The organism is Alkaliphilus transvaalensis ATCC 700919, assembly GCF_000621485.1.
Classification (GTDB): domain Bacteria; phylum Bacillota; class Clostridia; order Peptostreptococcales; family Natronincolaceae; genus Alkaliphilus; species Alkaliphilus transvaalensis.
In genome coordinates, this window is sequence record NZ_JHYF01000006.1 from 69,232 (window position 1) to 89,642 (window position 20,411).

20 protein-coding genes and 1 pseudogene are annotated in these 20,411 nt (G+C 32.0%); 19 read left to right on the forward strand and 2 right to left on the reverse strand.

What is annotated here, in order from left to right; all coding sequences use genetic code 11:
- Nucleotides 1-32: 32 nt before the first annotated feature.
- The 13 genes and pseudogenes from T335_RS0106410 to T335_RS0106475 all read left to right on the forward strand — a co-directional run bounded on the left by T335_RS0106410 (nucleotide 33) and on the right by T335_RS0106475 (nucleotide 12,207).
- Entirely contained in the window at nucleotides 33-782 is a 750-nt protein-coding gene (locus tag T335_RS0106410; RefSeq protein ID WP_026476807.1) for a potassium channel family protein, read from the forward strand.
- Between the two features lie 269 nt (nucleotides 783-1,051).
- Nucleotides 1,052-1,786, forward strand: a complete 735-nt coding sequence (locus tag T335_RS0106415; RefSeq protein WP_026476808.1) for an AraC family transcriptional regulator — start codon at nucleotides 1,052-1,054, stop codon at nucleotides 1,784-1,786.
- Between the two features lie 94 nt (nucleotides 1,787-1,880).
- Nucleotides 1,881-2,780 carry a DMT family transporter gene (locus T335_RS0106420; RefSeq protein ID WP_034327905.1) on the forward strand — a complete coding sequence of 300 codons (900 nt, stop codon included), beginning with the start codon at nucleotides 1,881-1,883 and terminating at the stop codon, nucleotides 2,778-2,780.
- A 331-nt stretch (nucleotides 2,781-3,111) separates the two neighbouring features.
- Complete coding sequence (locus T335_RS22815; RefSeq protein ID WP_084281035.1) at nucleotides 3,112-3,399, forward strand: DNA methyltransferase; 288 nt, start codon at nucleotides 3,112-3,114, stop codon at nucleotides 3,397-3,399.
- A gap of 177 nt (nucleotides 3,400-3,576) precedes the next feature.
- A pseudogene (locus T335_RS20055) lies at nucleotides 3,577-4,013 on the forward strand (DUF1643 domain-containing protein).
- Nucleotides 4,014-4,209: 196 nt separating this feature from the next.
- Nucleotides 4,210-4,476: a hypothetical protein gene (locus tag T335_RS20060; RefSeq protein ID WP_084281037.1), complete on the forward strand. Its 267-nt coding sequence runs from the start codon at nucleotides 4,210-4,212 to the stop codon at nucleotides 4,474-4,476.
- Nucleotides 4,477-4,848: 372 nt separating this feature from the next.
- Nucleotides 4,849-5,826 carry an alpha/beta hydrolase gene (locus T335_RS20065; RefSeq protein ID WP_051569175.1) on the forward strand — a complete coding sequence of 326 codons (978 nt, stop codon included), beginning with the start codon at nucleotides 4,849-4,851 and terminating at the stop codon, nucleotides 5,824-5,826.
- Between the two features lie 1,011 nt (nucleotides 5,827-6,837).
- Nucleotides 6,838-7,671: a class I SAM-dependent methyltransferase gene (locus tag T335_RS0106450; RefSeq protein ID WP_026476811.1), complete on the forward strand. Its 834-nt coding sequence runs from the start codon at nucleotides 6,838-6,840 to the stop codon at nucleotides 7,669-7,671.
- Nucleotides 7,672-7,943: 272 nt separating this feature from the next.
- Nucleotides 7,944-8,573, forward strand: coding sequence for a TetR/AcrR family transcriptional regulator (locus T335_RS21575; protein WP_026476812.1), 630 nt, complete (start codon nucleotides 7,944-7,946; stop codon nucleotides 8,571-8,573).
- Nucleotides 8,566-9,375, forward strand: coding sequence for an alpha/beta fold hydrolase (locus tag T335_RS0106460; protein ID WP_026476813.1), 810 nt, complete (start codon nucleotides 8,566-8,568; stop codon nucleotides 9,373-9,375). Before T335_RS21575 ends, T335_RS0106460 begins: the two co-directional genes overlap by 8 nt.
- Nucleotides 9,362-10,186, forward strand: a complete 825-nt coding sequence (locus T335_RS0106465; RefSeq protein WP_026476814.1) for a pentapeptide repeat-containing protein — start codon at nucleotides 9,362-9,364, stop codon at nucleotides 10,184-10,186. The genes T335_RS0106460 and T335_RS0106465 overlap by 14 nt, the downstream gene beginning before the upstream one ends.
- A gap of 391 nt (nucleotides 10,187-10,577) precedes the next feature.
- A complete protein-coding gene (locus tag T335_RS0106470; protein WP_026476815.1) occupies nucleotides 10,578-11,144 on the forward strand; it encodes a sigma-70 family RNA polymerase sigma factor in 567 nt (188 codons plus the stop codon).
- The gene (locus T335_RS0106475; protein ID WP_034327909.1) at nucleotides 11,131-12,207 is read left to right on the forward strand and encodes a DUF4179 domain-containing protein; all 1,077 of its coding nucleotides are present in this window, start codon (nucleotides 11,131-11,133) and stop codon (nucleotides 12,205-12,207) included. The genes T335_RS0106470 and T335_RS0106475 overlap by 14 nt, the downstream gene beginning before the upstream one ends.
- A gap of 134 nt (nucleotides 12,208-12,341) precedes the next feature.
- Here the strand turns inward: T335_RS0106475 and T335_RS20075 are convergent, their stop codons facing one another.
- The gene (locus T335_RS20075) at nucleotides 12,342-13,415 is read right to left on the reverse strand and encodes a serine hydrolase domain-containing protein (protein WP_051569176.1); all 1,074 of its coding nucleotides are present in this window, start codon (nucleotides 13,413-13,415) and stop codon (nucleotides 12,342-12,344) included.
- A gap of 359 nt (nucleotides 13,416-13,774) precedes the next feature.
- On the opposite strand from T335_RS20075, the gene T335_RS0106485 reads away from it, so the two are divergent.
- The 5 genes from T335_RS0106485 (at nucleotide 13,775) to T335_RS0106505 (ending at nucleotide 17,346) form a co-directional block, all read left to right on the forward strand.
- Complete coding sequence (locus T335_RS0106485; RefSeq protein WP_026476817.1) at nucleotides 13,775-14,395, forward strand: DUF1062 domain-containing protein; 621 nt, start codon at nucleotides 13,775-13,777, stop codon at nucleotides 14,393-14,395.
- Between the two features lie 210 nt (nucleotides 14,396-14,605).
- Entirely contained in the window at nucleotides 14,606-14,899 is a 294-nt protein-coding gene (locus tag T335_RS0106490) for a CD3324 family protein (RefSeq protein WP_026476818.1), read from the forward strand.
- Between the two features lie 355 nt (nucleotides 14,900-15,254).
- Nucleotides 15,255-15,671, forward strand: coding sequence for an RrF2 family transcriptional regulator (locus T335_RS0106495; protein WP_026476819.1), 417 nt, complete (start codon nucleotides 15,255-15,257; stop codon nucleotides 15,669-15,671).
- A gap of 135 nt (nucleotides 15,672-15,806) precedes the next feature.
- The gene (locus T335_RS0106500) at nucleotides 15,807-16,433 is read left to right on the forward strand and encodes a class I SAM-dependent methyltransferase (RefSeq protein ID WP_026476820.1); all 627 of its coding nucleotides are present in this window, start codon (nucleotides 15,807-15,809) and stop codon (nucleotides 16,431-16,433) included.
- 166 nt (nucleotides 16,434-16,599) lie between these two features.
- The gene (locus T335_RS0106505) at nucleotides 16,600-17,346 is read left to right on the forward strand and encodes a class I SAM-dependent methyltransferase (RefSeq protein ID WP_026476821.1); all 747 of its coding nucleotides are present in this window, start codon (nucleotides 16,600-16,602) and stop codon (nucleotides 17,344-17,346) included.
- A 177-nt stretch (nucleotides 17,347-17,523) separates the two neighbouring features.
- Here T335_RS0106505 and T335_RS0106510 read toward each other — a convergent pair whose 3' ends face one another.
- Nucleotides 17,524-18,846, reverse strand: coding sequence for a hypothetical protein (locus T335_RS0106510; protein WP_026476822.1), 1,323 nt, complete (start codon nucleotides 18,844-18,846; stop codon nucleotides 17,524-17,526).
- 135 nt (nucleotides 18,847-18,981) lie between these two features.
- Between T335_RS0106510 and T335_RS0106515 the strand changes: the two genes are divergently transcribed.
- A complete protein-coding gene (locus T335_RS0106515; protein WP_026476823.1) occupies nucleotides 18,982-20,361 on the forward strand; it encodes a tryptophanase in 1,380 nt (459 codons plus the stop codon).
- Nucleotides 20,362-20,411 lie beyond the last annotated feature (50 nt).

A 20,411-nucleotide genomic window follows, 5' to 3' on the forward strand; every position in this document is an offset into this window, starting at 1 on the left:
AAGGTGGAAATCTTAGTTTTAAGTACTCTAATTTGGAGGGTTCTATACTTATATTTAAGGATTGTATATTAAATACATTTTTAAATATATCATTAAAAGGTTGTAAGGGAATTAGGTTTGATAGTGAGGTTGTTAATAATGGAATTATTAATATCAATGCAAAAAATAAATTTGATTTTCTATCCATAGAAGGATTATTAAATATAGGAACAATTGAAATAGATTGGGTTAAGAATAATGTTAAGGATTTGATTATAAGAGGTCAATGTGGAAGTTATTTAGATTTGGCAAAACAGTTTCTTATTTTAAAAGAAAGCTATAATAAGCTTGGATATTACGACTATGAGGATGAAGCATATATCTTATTTAAACGATACCAAATGAAAAATGATTTGAAAGAATTCCTTGAATACAATAATATTTTTAAAAAGATATGGGGCTTAACTAAATATCTTAATAAGAAAATAGTATTTGATTATATAGGTGAGTTTGGAATGAATCCAATAAGAATTGGAGGTTCTATGTTTTTAGTAATTCTATTATTTGGAATTATATATGCATTCTGTCCTTATATTGAATTTGCAGGTACAAACATGCATGCAGATATATTATCAAAACTGTATGAATCATTATATTTCTCAGGGATAACATTCTTAACCATTGGCTATGGAGATATTCAACCGATAGGGCTAACTAGAATATTAACTATTATTGAGGGGTTTTTAGGTTTATTTCTTATGTCTTATTTTGTAGTAGCATTTTCGAGAAAAGTTATAAGATAAGGCACCATAGCATACTAAATAAAAACCGCCGTTATACCCGTTACGGTGAACCATACCATAAGTAACGGCGGTTTTCTTGATAAACTAGTGATATCAATACTTACGATGAATGATATTTTAAAAATGTATGAAATAGGTCTTTAAGATATGAGTATTATATAATGTAAGTTAAAGAATGGACAGATTTTAAATAGGATATTATTTTTCAAAGAGGAATTATACTATTTATTATAGAAAAAAGCAATAAAAGAGAATGGGTGAGAAAAACGATGCAATTAAAAAATTTATTGTGCGAGACGAGGACATATACAGAAAAAACTTATAAACATAGTCATTGTTATAGTCAGTTAATACTTCCACTACAGGGCAGTTTATTTATCAAAACAGATAAGCATGAATTAAGCTTAGATGAAAATCATTTGTTTTTGCTACCCCCTGAATGTTATCATTCATTTAACTCAAATAGTATAAATAAGTTTTTAGTACTTGATATCCCAAGAGAAAATAGTCTGATTTTATTAGAAGATATGTTTAAGTATGAAATGCATCAAGTCCTCGATGATAGATGGAAAGCAATTAGATATCTTCTGCTTGAAGAGACGCGAAACCCAAACAAAAGAGGACTATCTGACTTAGTGAACTATGCTTATAGTTTTCTACTAGATGAAGCAAGATCAATTTCCATACAGTATATTCATGATAACTTTCAGGAGCAAATATCAATCGATAAATTGGCAGCAATTGAGAATTTTAATGTATCCTATTATATTGAATGGTTTAATAAAAAAACTGGCATGACACCGAATGTATACATTCAAAAACTACGGTTAGAAAAAGCAAAAGAATATTTGATAGACACAGACTTAAGTATACTTATGATTTCTCAACTTGTTGGATATGAACAACAATCATCCCTTACCAGACTATTTATAAAGCATCAAGAATTGTCACCAAGTGCATATCGTAAAAAATACCGAGAAATGGCCAAAAGCTCCTCCATTTAAGTAAAGAACTTTATCCTTATTCATTTTATAATGATTGTATGGACTTAGATTTTAAAGTCCGTAGAACATATAAATATTTTGGGAGGACAAAGTTATGGAACAATTGAAAATAAGAGCACAAGTATTCGTACTAATGGCAGCGATACTATGGGGAACCACAGGTTCTACACAAGCTTTTGCTCCCCAAGGCTCTACACCAATTGTAATCGGTGCATTACGTATGGCAATAGGGGGAACATTTTTACTTGTAGTAGCAAGAGCAAGAGGGGGATTTAAAACAAAGATAAAATTGGATAAAAAATTACTAGTAGTAGCATCTATATGTATGGCAGTCTATCAACCTCTTTTCTTTTCAGGAGTATTTAAAACGGGTATTGCACTTGGTACGGTTTTAGCATTAGGAAGTGCACCTGTTTTTTCAGGTATGATTGAATATTTTATGGGAGAAAGGCTAAGTATAAGATGGATTATTGGTACGATACTATCTATTATTGGATGTACTTTACTTTTCGGTGGACAGGATTCTATGAATATGAACGTATTAGGCTCGAGTTTATCTTTAGGAGCAGGGTTATCATATGCCATATATGTAAAAGTATCTCAAAAGTTATTTCAGAATTCACGAAGAGAGGAAGTTAATGGATTAGTATTTTTTATAAGTGCAATAATACTATCACCAATTTTATTTATGAACGACTTAAGTTGGGTAACGTCTACACGTGGGATTGTGACAACACTACATTTAGGAATAGTAGCAACTGCCTTAGCATATACTCTATTTGCATATGGACTTGTTAATATTTCAACACCTAAGGCAGTTGCTTTAACATTGGCAGAACCACTTACTGCAGCTATGCTTGGGGTATTTATGTTTAATGAAAATTTTACAAGTGTTTCCATGGTGGGTGGTTTACTTTTATTTTGTGGGTTAATAATAAACTCTTATCCAGAAAAAGAAAACGTAAAAGATAAAATAAGAGCATTACAAATCTAGAGTGGTACTATATATGAAACAAAAAATTATTTTATTATAGGATGAGATTGTTTATTTAAAGACCATAGGGTTAGATATCTACCCCTATGGTCTTTATTGCTTCAGGAGGCTTAAGCAAGTTGGACTATATATAAGGGAGAGAGGCCGAACGTTTTTAATACACAGAGAATTCCTATGAAAACTTGTAGGCACTGTGGAGGGGAAATACATGATTACGGTGGGAAGAAAAAAGATGTAAATAGAACTGGTCAAACAATTTCTGATATATGGGAAGACATCCATCCAGTTTAGGCATAAAGGACATAAAAATAGGGAATAAAATGAATTACCTATTAAATTATTATTTAGAATAATATCATTAGCTACAAATAAAGGAGATAAAATATTTGACCCTTTTGGAAGTAATGGCACTACATATATTGCAGCTGAATTGTTGGAAAGAAAATGGGTTGGCTGTGAGCTTGGGTCACTAGATCCGATAATCAGTAGATTAAATGATAAGACAAGAGATAAAGGTAAGTTATACACTTTTCTGGAGGAAAGCAATACAATTTTTACAGTTGATCAAAGAGAACTCAGAATTAAAAACAAACGTTGGTTGCCAGAGGATTTTGATTAAATTTTTACTTTATTAAACCCGAGCTAAGCTTGGGTTTTTTATTTTACTGGAGGTGTAATTTTGTTAAAAGCGGAAAAGAGCATCACTAAAACAGAGGTTATCTTTTCGAAAGACAAAGAGCACAGGTACTTTATAAGAAAAGAATGAAATAAATCCCATAAAAAAGCAATGGTAATAATGATTAACCCTAGTTCTGCTGGTGAACTACTGATAGATCATACAACCATGTATGTTGTCAATAATCTGTCAAGATTGGCTTTGGTTCAGTAAATATCGTCAATATTTTTTCCAAGATAGATACTAAAATCAGTACGAAAGAAGGTATAGAAGAATTAGTGGATGCAGAAAATGATGCTCAAATTTTAAAATCTGCTTCCAAGGTAGAGAATATAATCATTGCATGGGGGAAGGTAGGTGAGAATAATAAGAAGGTGAAGGAACGACAGGAACAGGTTATAAACCTCTTAGCAGAGTATAAAGACAAATTCTACACCATCCAGGACAGCAAAGGCAGGGAAGGCTTCCACCCCCTCGCCCCACAAATCCGACATAACTGGAAGCTGAAAAAACTGCAACTGAAACTAGAAGAAACTCCCACAGAACAAAACAAATAGTCCAAGAGAGCCGCTAAAACCCTTTCTTGGGCTTTTTCTGTTTCGGAGAACAGGAAGGGGAACCTCAGGACTGACAAGCCGAAAAAACGAGAAAAACAGGCTTGGAATCCTGCACCAAGCAAACGGAAGAAACAAGCAGAAAAAAAACCACCAAAACCTTGGGAGGAAAGCTAAAACTACGAAAGGAGCAATACAAATGATAAAGATAGCACACGTGAAGGAAACAGAATCCCTAAGATTGCCACAGGAGGTGGTGAGAGTAATTAAGGATATTGCAACGATTTTTGATACTGAATACGGAGAAGATCGAAATGTAGATGGTGGTGATGGCGGATATATTCTAGTGATAGAATCCAAAGATGAATTTGATAAATTAAGAGACATCTACATAGATATGGAGGAGGTCATTGCCGAATATGTTGATTTAATTAAGGTGACCGACGGAGAAGATTACATGTTATAAAGACTGGTTTGCGGTGTTTGATGAATCTTGAATGGGACAAGTGGGACAAGGGGACAGGTTTTTTGTCCCAAAATATATCTATAATTCTAAAAGAACCTTTGCTTAAGCTTGATTTAAAACCGCAGTTAAAGTGATACGGTGAACCATATCATAAATGACTGCGGTTTTCTTTGAAAGTAATTATTTTAAAAGTATAGCACTTAGGGAACGGAGTAATCTATATTGTTTCACTGCAGGATATATGCTACACTTATAGTGTTCCAAAATATTCATAATTTGAGCAAAACAGGATTTAGGATACTTAATTTTAAAATCTGCTATATATGTCTGTACTTTTAAGAAATATTATTGGAAAATGGAGGATTAAGCAACTTGCACAATAAAATAAATATAAGTTCCACAACTAAGGTAGTGAAGAATAAGAATAAAAAAATTAAAAAGTGTATAAAAATATTATCTGTTTTTATCGGGATAATGATGACAATTTTCTTAGCAATACAGATAGTTACTATGAGTAAATTTATTAACATACATGTAGAGTATGAAGACGTCTACACAGCAGAGGACTTCGGAATAGAATCTGAAAAATTGAAGTTAAAAACTATTGATGGCTTTAATATAGTAGCTCATGAGGTATTTATATCAGAGCCTAAAGCTGTAGTTATACTTATTTCAGGTATTCATAATCCTTCTGTAACAGCTTTTTTCGGGCATTCTAAAATGTTGCAAGAAAATGGGTATGCATCTATACTACTAGAACTAAGAGCCCACGGCGAAAGTGATGGAAATGTAATCGGATTAGGGTACAAAGAACACTTGGATGTTAGAGCAGTAGTAGAGTATATTAAGTTGAATAATAAATATAAAAACGTTCCAATTGTAGTTCATGGGGCATCCATGGGAGGGGCTACTGCAATAAATTCATTTGGACAAATTCCCGAAATAGATGGGTTAATAAGTATGTCAGCCTTTTCATCGTGGGAGGATGTATTTTGTGATACGATGATTAATATGAGGGTGCCAAAAGTATTTGCATATATGCAAAAGCCTTTTATGAAGCTTCATACAACACTTAAATACGGTTTTGAATCTTTCTATATAAGTCCTAAAGTTCAGATAAAAAATTCAGGAGAAAGACCTGTACTGATTATGCATTCTAGCGAAGATCCAGAAGTACCCTTTTCAAATTTTGAAAGAATTATAAAAAATGCACCTGAACATGCTGAAATTTGGATCAGAGAAGGATATCATCATTTTATTGTAGAAAGGGATAGTCTTTTAAATCCACAAAATGACAAAGAGTACTCAGAGCGAGTTCTTCAGTTTTTAGATAACCACTTTGATAATTGAGTTAAATGTGAGCGTCGATTGCTTTCGCTTGCTTCTAAATAATTCTTGAATTTCAAGTTAATCAAATTACTACTGTATGGATAAATATAAATGCTAAATTATGTTAAATATAACCAAATTAATATCAGCTACTTTCAATTAGAGTTTTTGCTACTGCTGATTTAAAAGGTTAGAAATGAAGAAGAGTGTTCGTAGGTAACATAAAGTATCAAAGAAATAAAAATTATTGATATAATCAACTTTGTGTGATTTAATATAGATATAACAATATGATAAGGAAAGGTGGAATGCTATCCGGCAACACTTGATGTTAACTAATCAAATAACATAAGTGAAGCACGGAGATGAAGGATAAAATCTTAAATTGAGTTTAATAGGAAAGACAGTACTGTTAGCTACTTGACAGTTACTTGTTGTACCTAAATTCCAATTTAGATTTTAATCTTTTATCTCTCGGCATAGCTTTAACCTGTTTTTTAGGAGCCGTAGAGTAAAATCTATGGTTCTTTTTTATTGAAATTTTAACATAATCATATTGTTATATAAAGAAATTTACAGAGGATGAATATGTCTAGACCATACGTTGAATGGAGGTCTTTCTAGGGTATTAAACGTAGGCAATTAGCAATTGAAGATTTATGGAATGAAGTAGACAATTTTATTAAGCGTAAGGGGTATAGGGGATCTAACTTGGTATACCATCAAAAGTCATTCTATCATTTATTAAGGCAGCTTGTCTAAAGAGAAAGTATTTCAGTATTTCCGTTGATGAAAGGAATAGAATATCTAATTTTTTCAGTTCTTATATATAGAACCCTTTCACAAGATTACAGAAATTTGTGGGGATAGAATTACACTGAATAAAGAGAGACTAATCTTCTTAAAGATAGAAGGTTTGTACTCTTAGAATTATGAAATAGTATAAGGCGTGATTGAAGATTTAAAATTAGTTTACCTATAAAACTTAAAAATAAAAACTATTATACGTATAAAAGAAAAGAGGAAATAATTATGTTAAAAGAGTTGTTCAAGTACTTAAAGAAACCAGCGATATATGCACAAAGCACAAGTGAATTTTGGGATGATGAACATATTTCTAAGGGAATGCTGGAAGCTCATTTACATCCTAACTGGGAAGCAGCTAGTAGATGTCATGACTTTATAGATGAATCAGTAGCGTGGATTGCTAAAATTACTCCATCAGAAACTAATAAACATCTCTTGGATTTGGGCTGTGGGCCTGGTTTGTATGCCGAGAGGCTATATAAAAGAGGTTACCAGATTACCGGTATTGATTTTTCAAAAAGATCAATTGAATATGCCAAGGGGAAAGCAAATGAAAGGAATTATGATATAAACTATATTTACAAAAATTACTTAGAAATTAATTATAAAAATGAGTTTGAATTAGTTGTAATGATATATTGTGATTATGGAGCTTTATCAGATAATAATCGAGAGGCTTTATTAAAGAAAATCTATGACTCTTTAAAGCCAGGCGGTAAATTTATCTTTGATGTTTTTAGCTTAAAGGAGTTTGAAGGCAAAAATGAAAATAATACATGGTACATGAGTGAGGAAAGTTGCTTTTGGAAACCGGAAAAACATATATGTTTAGAATCTCATTTTATTTATGAAGGAGATGTGAGGTTAAATCAGCATATAATAATTGATAAAGATGGAAAAATTGAAATAATTAGAAACTGGTTTAAAAGTTATACTAAAAATACTATCATTACAGAAGTTAAGAGGGCAGGATTTAATAAGATTGAAGTATATTCAGATGTAACAGGAAAACCATACACAGAAGAATCTAAAACAATTTGTATTGTAGTAGAAAAATAGAGTATATAAATAAAGTAGTAAGCTATTCCGAACGTGATGTGAATATTACTGTAATATAGCTTAAAAAACCACAGTTTTAATGCTATGGTGAGCCCTAGAATAAATGACTGCGGTTTTTAAGAAGATAGTATTTTTAAAAGATATATGTTAATATATAATTTTTGCAACTAACCCCTTCTAGTAATAATATAGAAGGGGTTCTATATATTGACAGAATAATATGACTATGTTATATTTGAAGAGACCAAGTGGTCTCCGAAAGGAGTTTATTGATGAAAGCTACATTTTTCAATCTTTCAAATCAAAAAAAAGAAAATTTAATCAATGAGTGTATACATGAATTTGCAGAGTATAATTTTTCTAGTGCTTCAATTAATCGAATTTTAAAGAGAGCACAGATCTCTAAGGGCGGCTTGTTTAAATATATCCATGGAAAAAATGACCTCTATATTTTTGTTATAACGGGGATTATGGAAGGTGTAATATCACATCAGGCTGCACATATCAATGAATTAGAAAGCTGTTATTTTGATCGGATTCATACATTATTGCATTATGGATGTAATTATTACAAAGATAATCCCATGGCTTTTAGAGCTATGCTCAATGCATTCTACGATTTAACTTCTCCAATGTATCATGAAGTAGTATTAAGACGAAAGGAGTTAATTCATAAGCATCAGAAAAATTTGTTAAAGGGCATCAATTGGAATCAATATAACCGACCCAAAGAGGATGTTTTGAAGTTTTCAGAATACTTAATTGAGGGATTTAATGTACTCTTATTAAAGAAAGTCACAACTGGGCTAGAAATCGAAGATTTTGAAAAGTTGGTGAAACAAGATATAGATATTCTTATATCAACATTAAAGAAAGGTTTGGAGAGAAAAAATCATGCTTAAATATAAAATTAACGGTAATGAATCTGGAGAGCTAATTGTTTTTGTGAATGGAGCAGGGGTAGGACCATGGATGTGGGAAAGACAACTTAATTATTTTAAAGATTATAAATGTATAAGCTTTGATTTACCAGGACATGGGGAGAATAGCGATAGAGATTTTACAACGATTGAAGATTGCAGCAGGATTATCCGGGAAATTATTGAAAATGAAAGCTCTGAGGGCAAAGGAATCGCTATAGGTCTATCAATTGGAGCTCAAATTGTACTACATATGATATCCCATCATCAGGATGTATTGAAAAAATGCGTTGTAATTAGTGGACTTAATAAACCAATGAAACTAAGCAAGCCATCAATTCGTATTTTAGTTAGTTGTTCTATGCCCTTTATTAAGTTAAAGTCCTTTTCTAAGTTACAAGCGAAACAACTAAGCTTACCAAAGCATATGTTTGAAGCATATTACACCGATTCGTTAAAAATATCAAAAAATAGTCTGGTTAATATTTTATATGAGAATATGAAATTTTCTTTCGGTAAAATGGAACAAACTACAGTAGATACTCTACTACTTGTAGGTGAAAACGAAAAGAAAATCATGATTGACTCAGCACGCTTGACATATAGCAATATGAGTAATTGTATAGGTTATATTGTAAAGAAAGCGGCCCACGGAATACCCTATGAACAGGCTGACATATTTAATGTTCTTGTCTCTAATTTTTTTGAAGGAATTACGACAAATATAAGTGATGCTGTTATAGGAAATATAAATTTGAGGAGATTACAATATGAAGATACATGAAAAAAATAAAGGAAGATTAGAGCAACTAAAAGTAGATTGTGAAAAATGCAGTGGTTTATGTTGCACAGCATTGTTCTTCTCAAAAATAGATGGTTTTCCAGAAAATAAAATAGCAGGTAAACCTTGTACAAAACTACAAAATAATTATCTTTGTAAGATTCATCATGAATTAGAAAAGCGTAATATGAAAGGTTGTATAGGATATGATTGCTTTGGGGCAGGACAGCATGTAACACAATGCATTTATAATGGTAAGACATGGAAAACATCAAAAGAGCAAGCAAAGGAAATATTCGATGTTTTTGTGATTGTTTCTCAATTATATCAAATACGTTACTTTTTAGAAGAGTCAAAAATAATAATTCCAGCAAAAGGATTATGGAGTGATATTCAAAACTTGATTTATGAAAATGAAACCTTATGCAACTCTACTCCACAGACTATCCTTGATATTGACACCGAGAGTTATAGAAACAACGTCAATATCATTTTAAAGAAAGTCTGCGATTGTATTATAAAGTGCTTTAAGAATAGTGATAATAAGAGGTTAACAGAGTTATTCGGAAAAAATTTTAAAAATAGAGACATGACTGGATTAGACTTAAGCATGAAATTATTAATTGCAGCTAATTTTGATAGTTGTATATTTAATGGAACAGTTTTTTTAGGTGCTGATACAAGAGATACTAATTTTAGTAATGCAGATTTAAGAGAAGCTGTTTTTTTAACACAAGGGCAAATTAATTCTGCTAAAGGAAATCGGAATACAAAACTACCTCCATATTTAGATTATCCAGTAACGTGGAAATAATATTTAAGTAAGTGAAGAAATCTATGAAGGGTACATTTATTCCTGCTCTTTTAATAGGAGAAAGTTACCTCCTTATACCTGTTACGGTGCGCCGTACCAAAATAACTGCGGTTTTTTGAAGATGAGTTAAGGAAATCTTAAAGAGAGAACCATACATATATAAGATAAAGAGTATGAACAAGCCCACTAATTCTTTAGGAGTAGTGGGTTTGATCGTTTATAAAAAAGGTATTGGAGTAAAGATCTATCTATAATTTACTATATGGTTTAAGTAGTCAATAAAATATTTTGTGTTCTTGATAGATTTACTTGTTTTGTTGCGAAATATTAAGTGAAAAGATAAGTATCTAAATGATCTACATGTAGAAATAAAGGTAAAGAAGGTGAAGCATTGAAAATAACAGAGCATAATTTTGTTGATGAATTGAAGAAGGGAAACGAGAGGGCTTTAGAGTATGTTATTGACAACCATACTTGGATTATTAAAACGGTTTTAAAAAAGCACCTCTATTACCTCATGGACTTTTATGAGGAATGTATGAATGATTGTTTGCTTGCAATTTGGGAAAATATCCATTACTATAATCCCCAAAAATCTACCTTTAAAAACTGGGTAGGTGGAATTGCAAAATATAAGTCAATTGACTATATGAGAAAATATTTAAAAAATATGGAAAACAAAAATATAGAAGAGATAATTATTGAAGTAGAAGATCAGACCCTTAGAGAAATTTTAGCAGATGAAGTTAGAGAAGAAACAGAGAAAATACTAAGTAATTTATCGGAACAGGATCAAATAATTTTTAAAAAGTTATATTTACAAGATAAAAATATCGATGAAGTGTCTCAAGATATGGGAATTAGCAAACCGATTCTTTACAATAGGGTTTCTAGAGGAAAGAAGAAGCTACGTGATAAGATTAATATGCAGGGAGGGTATAAAGGTGAAGGATACTAACAATTTATATGAGTTTTTAAATGAAGTGTATTTTGATATTGACGACTATGAAAAGCAAGACCTTACAGAAATAGAAAAGAAACATTTACGAAATACTATAAAAAATAATCTTAAAAACAGGAGAAAAAAACACAAGCTTAAAAAATTCGGAAGCATTGCAGTAGCCTTAGTATTAACTATAGGAATTTTTAGTCAAACAAGTTTTGGAAGGGAAGTTTATGCCAGCACCCAATCAATGATTTCAGAAATATCTTATTCTATTGGTAGAGCGTTAGGTGTCGAAAGAGATGTGGAGATTTATAGCAATGTGGTTAACAAGGTAATAGAGGATAAAGGTGTAGAGGTAAAATTGACTGATGTCATTATTGATAAAGATGAATTGATTATTTGTACAGTTGTCAATACTAATAGGCCTGTAGAGGGGTTTAGGTTGGATTATAACATTTTTATTAATGGAAAAAAGATTAGAGTTTGGGGTGGCTCTGGTTCATATGGAGAAGTTGACGATTCTAAAACGATATTTACCCAAATTGATTATATTGTTGTTAAAGATATTGATACTACAGAAAATTTAGATATAAAAATTGCATTTAATGAGTTGAATTACTTTACCACTCAAAATGATAATGTAGTAGAAGGGAAGGTGAAAGGAAAATGGATATTTGAATTCACAGCAGATGGTAGTGAGTTAATGAAAGATACTCAAGTGATTCCATTAGATTATTCATTCCAAATAGCTGATCAAACCTACAGTTTAGAAAAATTTAGATACAATCCTGTAAATCAAAAAATAGAAGGAAAAGTACAGGGAAAGCCTAAGGGTTTTTACCAATTAGATTTAAGAGGGCATGATAATTTAGGAAATGAAATAAACTTTTATTTAAGCAGGCAATCAAATGAAGATTTAGTATTTAAATATGAGAATTTATATAAAGACTTTTCTAATGAAATTACATCAATCACCTTAACTCCATATGCTGCAAAATTTCCCGAAGAAAGTGGTAGGTTGAGTAATGATTATGAGCAAGCTGGAGAAACATTTACAATATTTTTAAATAAATAATGATGGATATAATAGTAGAAGTGCTGGGGAAGGTCTCAGCACTTCTACTTATTTTTGCTATATATAAGCTTTCTTTTAGGATGAAACCAATTTTGCTGGTATGATTGGCCCAAGCTCTTTGAATCCACAAAATCCTATGAAAAAAATTCAATTTTGGTTGGCCAGTTATATTCGGTACTTATCGCACGCATTATTTCGCCTACCAGTGAATTGTGTTGTGGTTTACCTGGTTCAGAATTAATCATAACTACTGCAGCTTTTCCGCTAACAGGCAAAGCTGCCAGCATGCATTGAAAACCAACACCCCATCCTTGGGAAGTGATTTGGATGTATTCACTAGTTTTAGTAATAAATACGCCTAAACCTGCGTCCTCAAAGTTTCCCTGAGGGCTTATCAAGTTTTCCATTACCTGTTTATTAATTCCTAATTTACTATTGCCACCAAGTCCAAGGATTACTTCTAAAATTAACTTGCAAAGGTCTGTGGGGGTGGTTAAAAAGCCAGCAGCTGCTAGATACGGATATATAGTTTTATTAACTTCAATTGCCTTACCATTCTTATCATGACCTCTTGCCAGTGTAAATTTAGTTTTATTATCGGGTGGATACATAAATAAACTGTTATGCATTTCTAAAGACTCTAGTACCAGTGCATTCATTAGTTCTGAAAATGGTTTTTCCATTACATCAACAAGGAGCTGCTCTATTATGCAAAAGCCTGCATCAGAATACTCGAAATTACTACCTGGCTTGTATTTTACTTCTACTTTGCTTGAGTGATAGCTTGTCTTACCGTCCAAGATATCGATTAGCTGTGGATAGCCTTCTAGAGGGTTATATGGAGCAAAGCTTCCTTCTTTATCTCTAATTCCACCTTGATGGCTTAATAATAGTCGTAATGTAACTTTTCTCTCTTCTACAAAACTATTAGGGTATATTTTCCAACTTCTTAGTCTATTGTTTATGTCCTCATCTAAGTGGAGGATACCCAAACTAACGAGCCGGAGTACTGCTAGGGTAGTCACAAATTTACTCATGGAACAAGCATGAAACAAGCTATCTACATTAACTTTATCACTGGAATTTGAATCTAATACCCCATAAGCCCTACTTAATACGATCTGTCCTTGATCTATAACGCTGAAGCTTACTCCAGGCACTTTAGATTCTTTCATTCTATCAATGATATTCAGATTTTTAAAAATCAACTTTAATACCTCCCTATGTTTTAATTTATTTAATTTTACTATAGTTCTTTGAGATACTTTTAATAGATTTTGCTATAAACTGGATTTGCTTTGAGGGAGTTCACCCCATAAAATTTTAAGAGAGATAATCGTGTTATAGCATGTGGAAATCTGGTCTCATTTTCATTTATGAAATAAGAATGGGGTTTTATGTAACATATAGAGCTGATAAAATTATATTTAGAAAAAAAGATTGGAGGAATAATTATGACAATAGATATCTTTAATGCATAGCAGAGGCTATTGCATTATAGTAAAAAAATATAGTGAAATAGCCTTTGCAAGTCCTAAAAAATAATTAAATGACTAGGAGGAGCAAAATGAGCTATTTAAATAAATATCAATGGGAAATAGTCCCCGAAAACTTACCAATAGTAAAAAGAAGTTGTCCTAAATGTACTGAAAAAACCAACTATATAAGCAGTGAAAAATTTAGAATAAATGCAAATAAAAATACCATTGATATTTGGTTAATTTATAAATGTGAAAAATGTAAATCAACTTGGAACATGACGATCTATGAAAGAATAAAGCCTTGTAATATTAGTAAAGATGAATATGAAAAATTTCTTTCCAATGACAGCGAATTAGCCAGAGAATATGCTTTTAATTCAAGTATATATAGTAAGAATAAAGCTGAAGTTATTCTAGATAATATAAATTATAGAGTAGTTCAAAGAAAATTAGAAGCATGCTATATAAGAGAAAATGAACAGCTTGTTGTTGAAGTTGTTTGCAAGTATCCAATAGAATTGAGACTAGATAAGCTTTTAAGTGATGTATTTGGAATTTCAAGGAGCAAAACAAAAGGCATGCTAAAAGAAGAAGTAGTCTTTATTAAAGATAATAAAAATACATCAAACATAAAAGTAAGAGATGGAATGGAGATACATGTTTTAACGGCAGCAGGTAAGATTGAAATAACAGAGAATATAGTATGAGCCACTATATATGAACAGTAAGTGGCTGTTGTAATTATATACTAGATTTGATAAAATTTTTATAAGTGTAGTTAAGAAAGGAGCATAATTTTATGAGAGAATACATTTTCTATGCATAGCAGAGGCTATTGCATAAGGGTGGTAAATAGTATCATATAACAAATAGCCTTTGCTAATCCTAAAATAAAATTATATTTAGGAGGAGCATAAATGAGCTATACAAACGCAAGGGATATCTTCCCAAATGAGGTATTAAAAATAATTCAAAACTACGTGGATGGTGAATTTATCTATATACCGAAGAAAGAAGAAAATAAAATTGCATGGGGTAAACTTACCAATAGCAAGAAAGAAATTTTCAAAAGGAATACTAATATATATGAAGATTATTTAAGCGGAATGTGCACACAATCTCTTTCAGAGAAGTATTATTTGTCACGTAAAAGTATACAACGGATTATTTCAGAAAAGAGAAAATGCCATAACATAGAATGTGCTACCTAAATTGGTTTAGGTGGCTTTTTTGTAGGACTACATCATGCCAGTAACATAAAATATCATAAGTAGATGTCGTTTTTGCATTGACTACACTATAAAATTCATACTTTATCATATCGATAAAGGAGTGATATTTATAGTGAGTAATGGGAATAAATAATTTATAAGTAGAAATAAATCTAGACTAGGCAGTAAAGAGAAAATGTTTCTGCTAATGCCCTGTATAGGAAAAAAGAATGGTTGCAGGGGTGTATAAGAACTGAGATTTATTTAAAGTATAATTAGGATTGACAATAATAAATAATACATATATAATTGCAGATAATAACAGTCTATAATATCTTTGTAAGGAGGCTACATTTTGAAATATACGAAGGCTACAAATTATGCACTGCACACCATGGCCTATATGATTAAAAATAATGAAAACAGTAATTTTAGCTTACAAACATTATCAAACCACTTCAATATATCTGCCACATATCTTTCAAAAATTTTAACACAGCTAGTAAAGGCAGATTTAATTCAATCAACTCCAGGTGTAAAAGGTGGATATATTTTACGTAAAAAGGTAGAGGACATTTCATTTATGGATGTGATTAAGGCAACTGAAGGAACAGGAGCGTTATTTAGTTGTGAATTACATGAAGAGGAAAGCAAGTGTCAAATCTTTAAAGTAATGAAAGAAGCAGAAAATGTAATGGAGACGTATCTGCAGAATAAAAAGATTTATGAATTAGTCCAAAATACGGTAAACAATAGAATATGCAAGGAATAGCCCCTTTACATATTCAGTTATAGTATAAGTCTTCTTTTATACTTTAATTATGGATAAAATATACCTACAATAAAAACGATATAAAAGAAGGATATATAATAAAGTTAAAGAAATCTATTATAAGGAGATAATTGTATGACAGAATTCTGGGAACATAGTTTTATAGAAAAACAAACAATGTGGGGATTCGCCCCTTCAGATTCCGCAATTATGACAAAAGACTTTTTTCTTGAAAATAAGGTTAAGGAAGTATTAATACCAGGCATTGGATATGGTAGAAATGCAAAGGTATTTATTGAGAACGGAATTAATGTTACGGGTATTGAAATTTCAAAAACGGCCATTGAGTTGGCAAGAAAAAACGGGCTTGATGATATTAATATTTATCATGGTTCAGTAACTGATATGCCCTTTGACAGCAAACTTTATGACGGAATATTTTGCTATGCATTAATCCACTTATTGAATAATCATGAGAGAAAAAAATTTATAAAAGCTTGTTATGATCAATTAAAACCAAACGGATATATGATTTTTACAACTATTTCAAAAAAAGCTCCAATGTTTGGTCAGGGAAAGCAACTGAGCAGAGATCGGTTTGAGAGGATAAAAGGGGTAAAAATCTTCTTTTATGATCCAGATTCAATAAAGAAAGAATTTGGAGATTATGGACTGATAGAAGTTTCCGAAATCAATGAGATAGATAGTAAAATAGAAAATAAGTCTCCATTAAACTTTATGGTTATTAAATGCAAAAAGTGAATTTTGCATAATTGGTATACTTTAGAACAAAATAAAAGGGACAAGGAGACAGTCTATTGCAGTAAGGTAGTTTAAACAAAATTATAGAAATACTTTTCTATATATTTTTTAAGATTCTGTAGGTGGTATCTACCATAAATAAATAAGTGCATAAGGAGATAGAACCATGATAGAAAAACAAATAGAGAGATACTGGAGTAGACGTTCTGAAGGTTATAGTGCATCCATTCAAGGTCAAATAAACAGTCCTGTAAAAGGAGCTTGGCAAGAACTAATTAAAAAATATGGGGGAGAAGATAAAACTTGCAAAGCGCTAGACGTGGGGGTAGGACCTGGTTTTTTCTCTATTCTAATGGGTGAACTAGGTTATCAGGTTACTGGGGTTGATGTAAGTGAAGATATGTTGGTGGAAGCTAAAAGAAATATGGAGAATGCAGGCGTAGAGGGAAAATTTATAAAGGGAGAGGCCCATCAAGTAAATATGCCTAATGACAGTCTAGATCTTATTGTAAGCAGGAACGTGGTATGGACCTTAACTAAGCCAGAAGAAACCTATAGAGAGTGGTATCGTTTACTAAAGCCTGGGGGTAAAGTATTGGTATTTGATGCAAACTGGTACCTTCGTTTATCTAACCCAGAGCTTCAAAAGCAATATATACATTATCGTCAATTAGCTATAGAACATGGGATGGTTGAAGAGATATCTCCAGAAAGAGAAAAAGAGAGTGAAGACATAGGAAGAAACTTGCCACTAACTTATCGAAAAAGGCCAGACTGGGACAAGGAAATATTATCCCAGCTAGGATTTAAGGAGATTATAGTAGAGGAGAATATCAATGAATTAATATATAACGATATACAAAAAATCCTCTACACACCGAATCCTGTGTTTGTTGTCTGTGCCATTAAATAAAGCAAATTTATGGAATCAATTACTGTGGTAAGGGTGGGACCGTAATTTCTTTAAAAAAATATACCTTAAAAGCTAAAAAGTATGGAAAAGTTTAAGGTGTTTATATAGGACATTATATTAGAAGTTGGTGAAAACAAGATAAAAACATAATGGCTTGTGTAGGTGAGGATAGGAATATTAAATAAGAAGTTTTAAGATTCTGCTTGGTCTTCCTGCCTTTCCAACTATCTTTTTACCGACAACCTCGATATAGCCGGCCTGTTCAAGTCTTTCAATTATTCTGTTCATACTTCTAAGGGAATTTCTAAACTCCTCAGACAGCTCTAAACTAGTGAAGGTATCCTTCTTATATATGTCCATAATGCATTTTAGGCGATAGATGTTGTTGATGCTAATACCGCTTTTTTCTGAAACATCTTTGTAGGAGAGGTCTAAAGGTGAGATATCGCTGTTGTTGGCTCTATCTAATGGCGTAATTCTTTCCATTTGCTTTCTATCGTAGACTACAAAACATTGATTTCCACCCATCTTCAAAGCTCTATTCTTTCCAATGATAGCATTGGATTTAGCTTCCCTTGCTGTAATACCAAATCCAATACCTACACTTATGGTATTGTTAGTTTTATATTTTATAGAACTCAGAATGGTAAGTTCCCGTAGATTCTTTGTCTCAAATTCCACTATTTGTTTCGTCGTGAAAAGTAGATAGTTTTTTTCTGTTTCTATGACTGCCGCTTGAATACGTTGTGCAAATTTATACACTTCTTCAGTAATTTTGGTCTTTTGAAGCATAATGCTATATTCATTTTCTGATATCAAGTCATATTCATTGTTTATATCGATTTCTATAGATATGACAACAATCTGACTGATGATCATATTCTCAATTCTAATCTTTTCCAACAAATCATAAAGTTTGTTCTTAATTGCATTTACATTAGGAGTTAAGAGCAGACTAGGGACATTGTGGGACTGAAGCATCTTATATATAGTTGAAATTCCAGTAATGGCGATTAAGTTAGGGTGTGATAAATAATTATTTTGATGAAAATTGAATAGATCATCTAAAAGCGTTTTACGAAAAATATCTATTTTTGATACATGGGCGAGGTACTGTCCAGAATTTAACCCAAAGTCTTCATATATGGTCTTTACAGTATTTTCAGAATAAGAGTCAATGCTTATTTGAGTAATGTCCATATTATGTTTAAGGCGGGCTTCAAGTAGGCTCCGCTGTAATTGACTTTCATCATTTTCAATATATACCCAAGGATTTTGAGAATGCATATTGTGGTTCATAATGTCATAAAGGATTTTTCCAGTGAAAATGATACCATCAAAATCATTAATATGTTCTTTAAGATAATTCACAGTTGTTTGGATTTGACTCATCTCATTAATTTCAATAGGATAGCCATCTATTTTTGGAAAGCTCTGACGAATGACCAGTTGAATTCGTTTAATGTTGTCAATATGACCTATTATACCTATTTTTTTCATGCTATCACCTCAATTTAATTTTAGGGGAAATAATAAATAAAGTCAAATTAAAGACACTTTAAAGTCTAAAATGCATGTGTTAAACTTTAATCAAGAAATCTAATAAATCTAATCAAATTTAAAGGAGGAATTATTGTGATTAAATATGTTGCGGAACCTTTTAAGATTAAAATGGTAGAACCATTGAAAATGACGACAAGGGAAGAAAGAGAAGAGAAACTAAAAGCAGCTAACTACAACCTTTTTGGACTTGAATCAGACGATGTTTACATTGATTTTCTAACAGATAGTGGTACTGGAGCTATGAGTGATGCTCAGTGGGCTGGTATAATGTCTGGCGATGAATCCTATGCTGGAGCAAGGGGTTACAAAAGGCTACAAAATGCTGTACAAGATATATTTAACTACAAATACTGTCAACCAGTGCATCAAGGTAGGGCGGCAGAGCAAGTGCTACTTCCAAGCCTATTAAAGAAGGGCCAAAAATGTATTTCGAATATGCACTTTGACACGACAAGAGGTCACGTAGGTCTTCTTGGTGCCAGACCAGTTGATATTGTTGTACCTGAAGCAAAGGATACCCAAACATACGTGGCATTTAAGGGAAATATGGATATTGAAAGATTGGAAGCTTATATCAATGAAGTTGGAGCTGAAGAAGTTGGTCTTATCATTATGACAATCACCAACAATTCTGCTGGTGGACAGCCGGTTTCAATGGCTAACATTAAAGCTACAAGGGAAATCGCTGATAAGTATGGTATTACAATGATCATTGATGCTGCAAGATATGCTGAAAATGCCTACTTCATTAAGCAAAGAGAAGAAGGATATGCAGATGTTGAAATTATTGACATTGTTAGAGAAATGTTCAGCTACGCAGATGCCTTTACAATGAGTGCCAAAAAAGATGCTATTGTAAATATGGGTGGTCTGATCGGTGTTAGAGAATCGGAAGATCTATTTACTAAGGTAAAGGGTCTGACAATTCCATACGAAGGTTTTGTAACTTATGGAGGTCTTGCTGGTAGAGATATCGAAGCACTATCCATCGGTCTGTACGAAGGGCTAGACAAAGATTATCTTCGATACAGAATAGGTCAAGTAGAATATCTTGGTGCAAAGCTAAAGGAAGCAGGGATTCCATTCCAATATCCTGTTGGTGGCCATGCGGTATTCCTTGATGCAAAGGCGCTGCTTCCACATATTCCTTACTTCCAATTCCCTGGTCATGCACTTGCGTGTGAACTATATCTTGAAGCAGGTATTAGATCCTGCGATATTGGATCTTATCTTTTAGATTTAGACCCAGAGACAGGTGAACAGCAGGAAGCGGAAATGGAGTTTACAAGATTAGCTATACCAAGAAGAGTGTATACTCAAGCTCATTTTGATGTAGTAGTTGAAGCTCTGATTAATATTAAGAAAAAGGCAAGTGAAATTAAAGGTTATGAGATATTATGGCAACCGCCTGTATTAAGACACTTTACAGCAAAGCTAAAGCCAGTTGAATAAGAAGTAAAAGGTCAATCAATATAAAAATAGCAATAGATAATTGAAAAAGT

Bases quoted from the DNA above. Each gene is read 5' to 3' on its own strand.
- T335_RS0106415 (WP_026476808.1), top strand. From the start codon at position 1,052: ATGCAATTAAAAAATTTATTGTGCGAGACGAGGACATATACAGAAAAA.
- T335_RS0106420 (WP_034327905.1), top strand. From the start codon at position 1,881: ATGGAACAATTGAAAATAAGAGCACAAGTATTCGTACTAATGGCAGCG.
- T335_RS20060 (WP_084281037.1), top strand. From the start codon at position 4,210: ATGATAAAGATAGCACACGTGAAGGAAACAGAATCCCTAAGATTGCCA.
- T335_RS0106450 (WP_026476811.1), top strand. From the start codon at position 6,838: ATGTTAAAAGAGTTGTTCAAGTACTTAAAGAAACCAGCGATATATGCA.
- T335_RS21575 (WP_026476812.1), top strand. From the start codon at position 7,944: ATGAAAGCTACATTTTTCAATCTTTCAAATCAAAAAAAAGAAAATTTA.
- T335_RS0106460 (WP_026476813.1), top strand. From the start codon at position 8,566: ATGCTTAAATATAAAATTAACGGTAATGAATCTGGAGAGCTAATTGTT.
- T335_RS0106465 (WP_026476814.1), top strand. From the start codon at position 9,362: ATGAAGATACATGAAAAAAATAAAGGAAGATTAGAGCAACTAAAAGTA.
- T335_RS0106485 (WP_026476817.1), top strand. From the start codon at position 13,775: ATGAGCTATTTAAATAAATATCAATGGGAAATAGTCCCCGAAAACTTA.
- T335_RS0106490 (WP_026476818.1), top strand. From the start codon at position 14,606: ATGAGCTATACAAACGCAAGGGATATCTTCCCAAATGAGGTATTAAAA.
- T335_RS0106500 (WP_026476820.1), top strand. From the start codon at position 15,807: ATGACAGAATTCTGGGAACATAGTTTTATAGAAAAACAAACAATGTGG.
- T335_RS0106505 (WP_026476821.1), top strand. From the start codon at position 16,600: ATGATAGAAAAACAAATAGAGAGATACTGGAGTAGACGTTCTGAAGGT.
- T335_RS0106510 (WP_026476822.1), bottom strand. From the start codon at position 18,846: ATGAAAAAAATAGGTATAATAGGTCATATTGACAACATTAAACGAATT.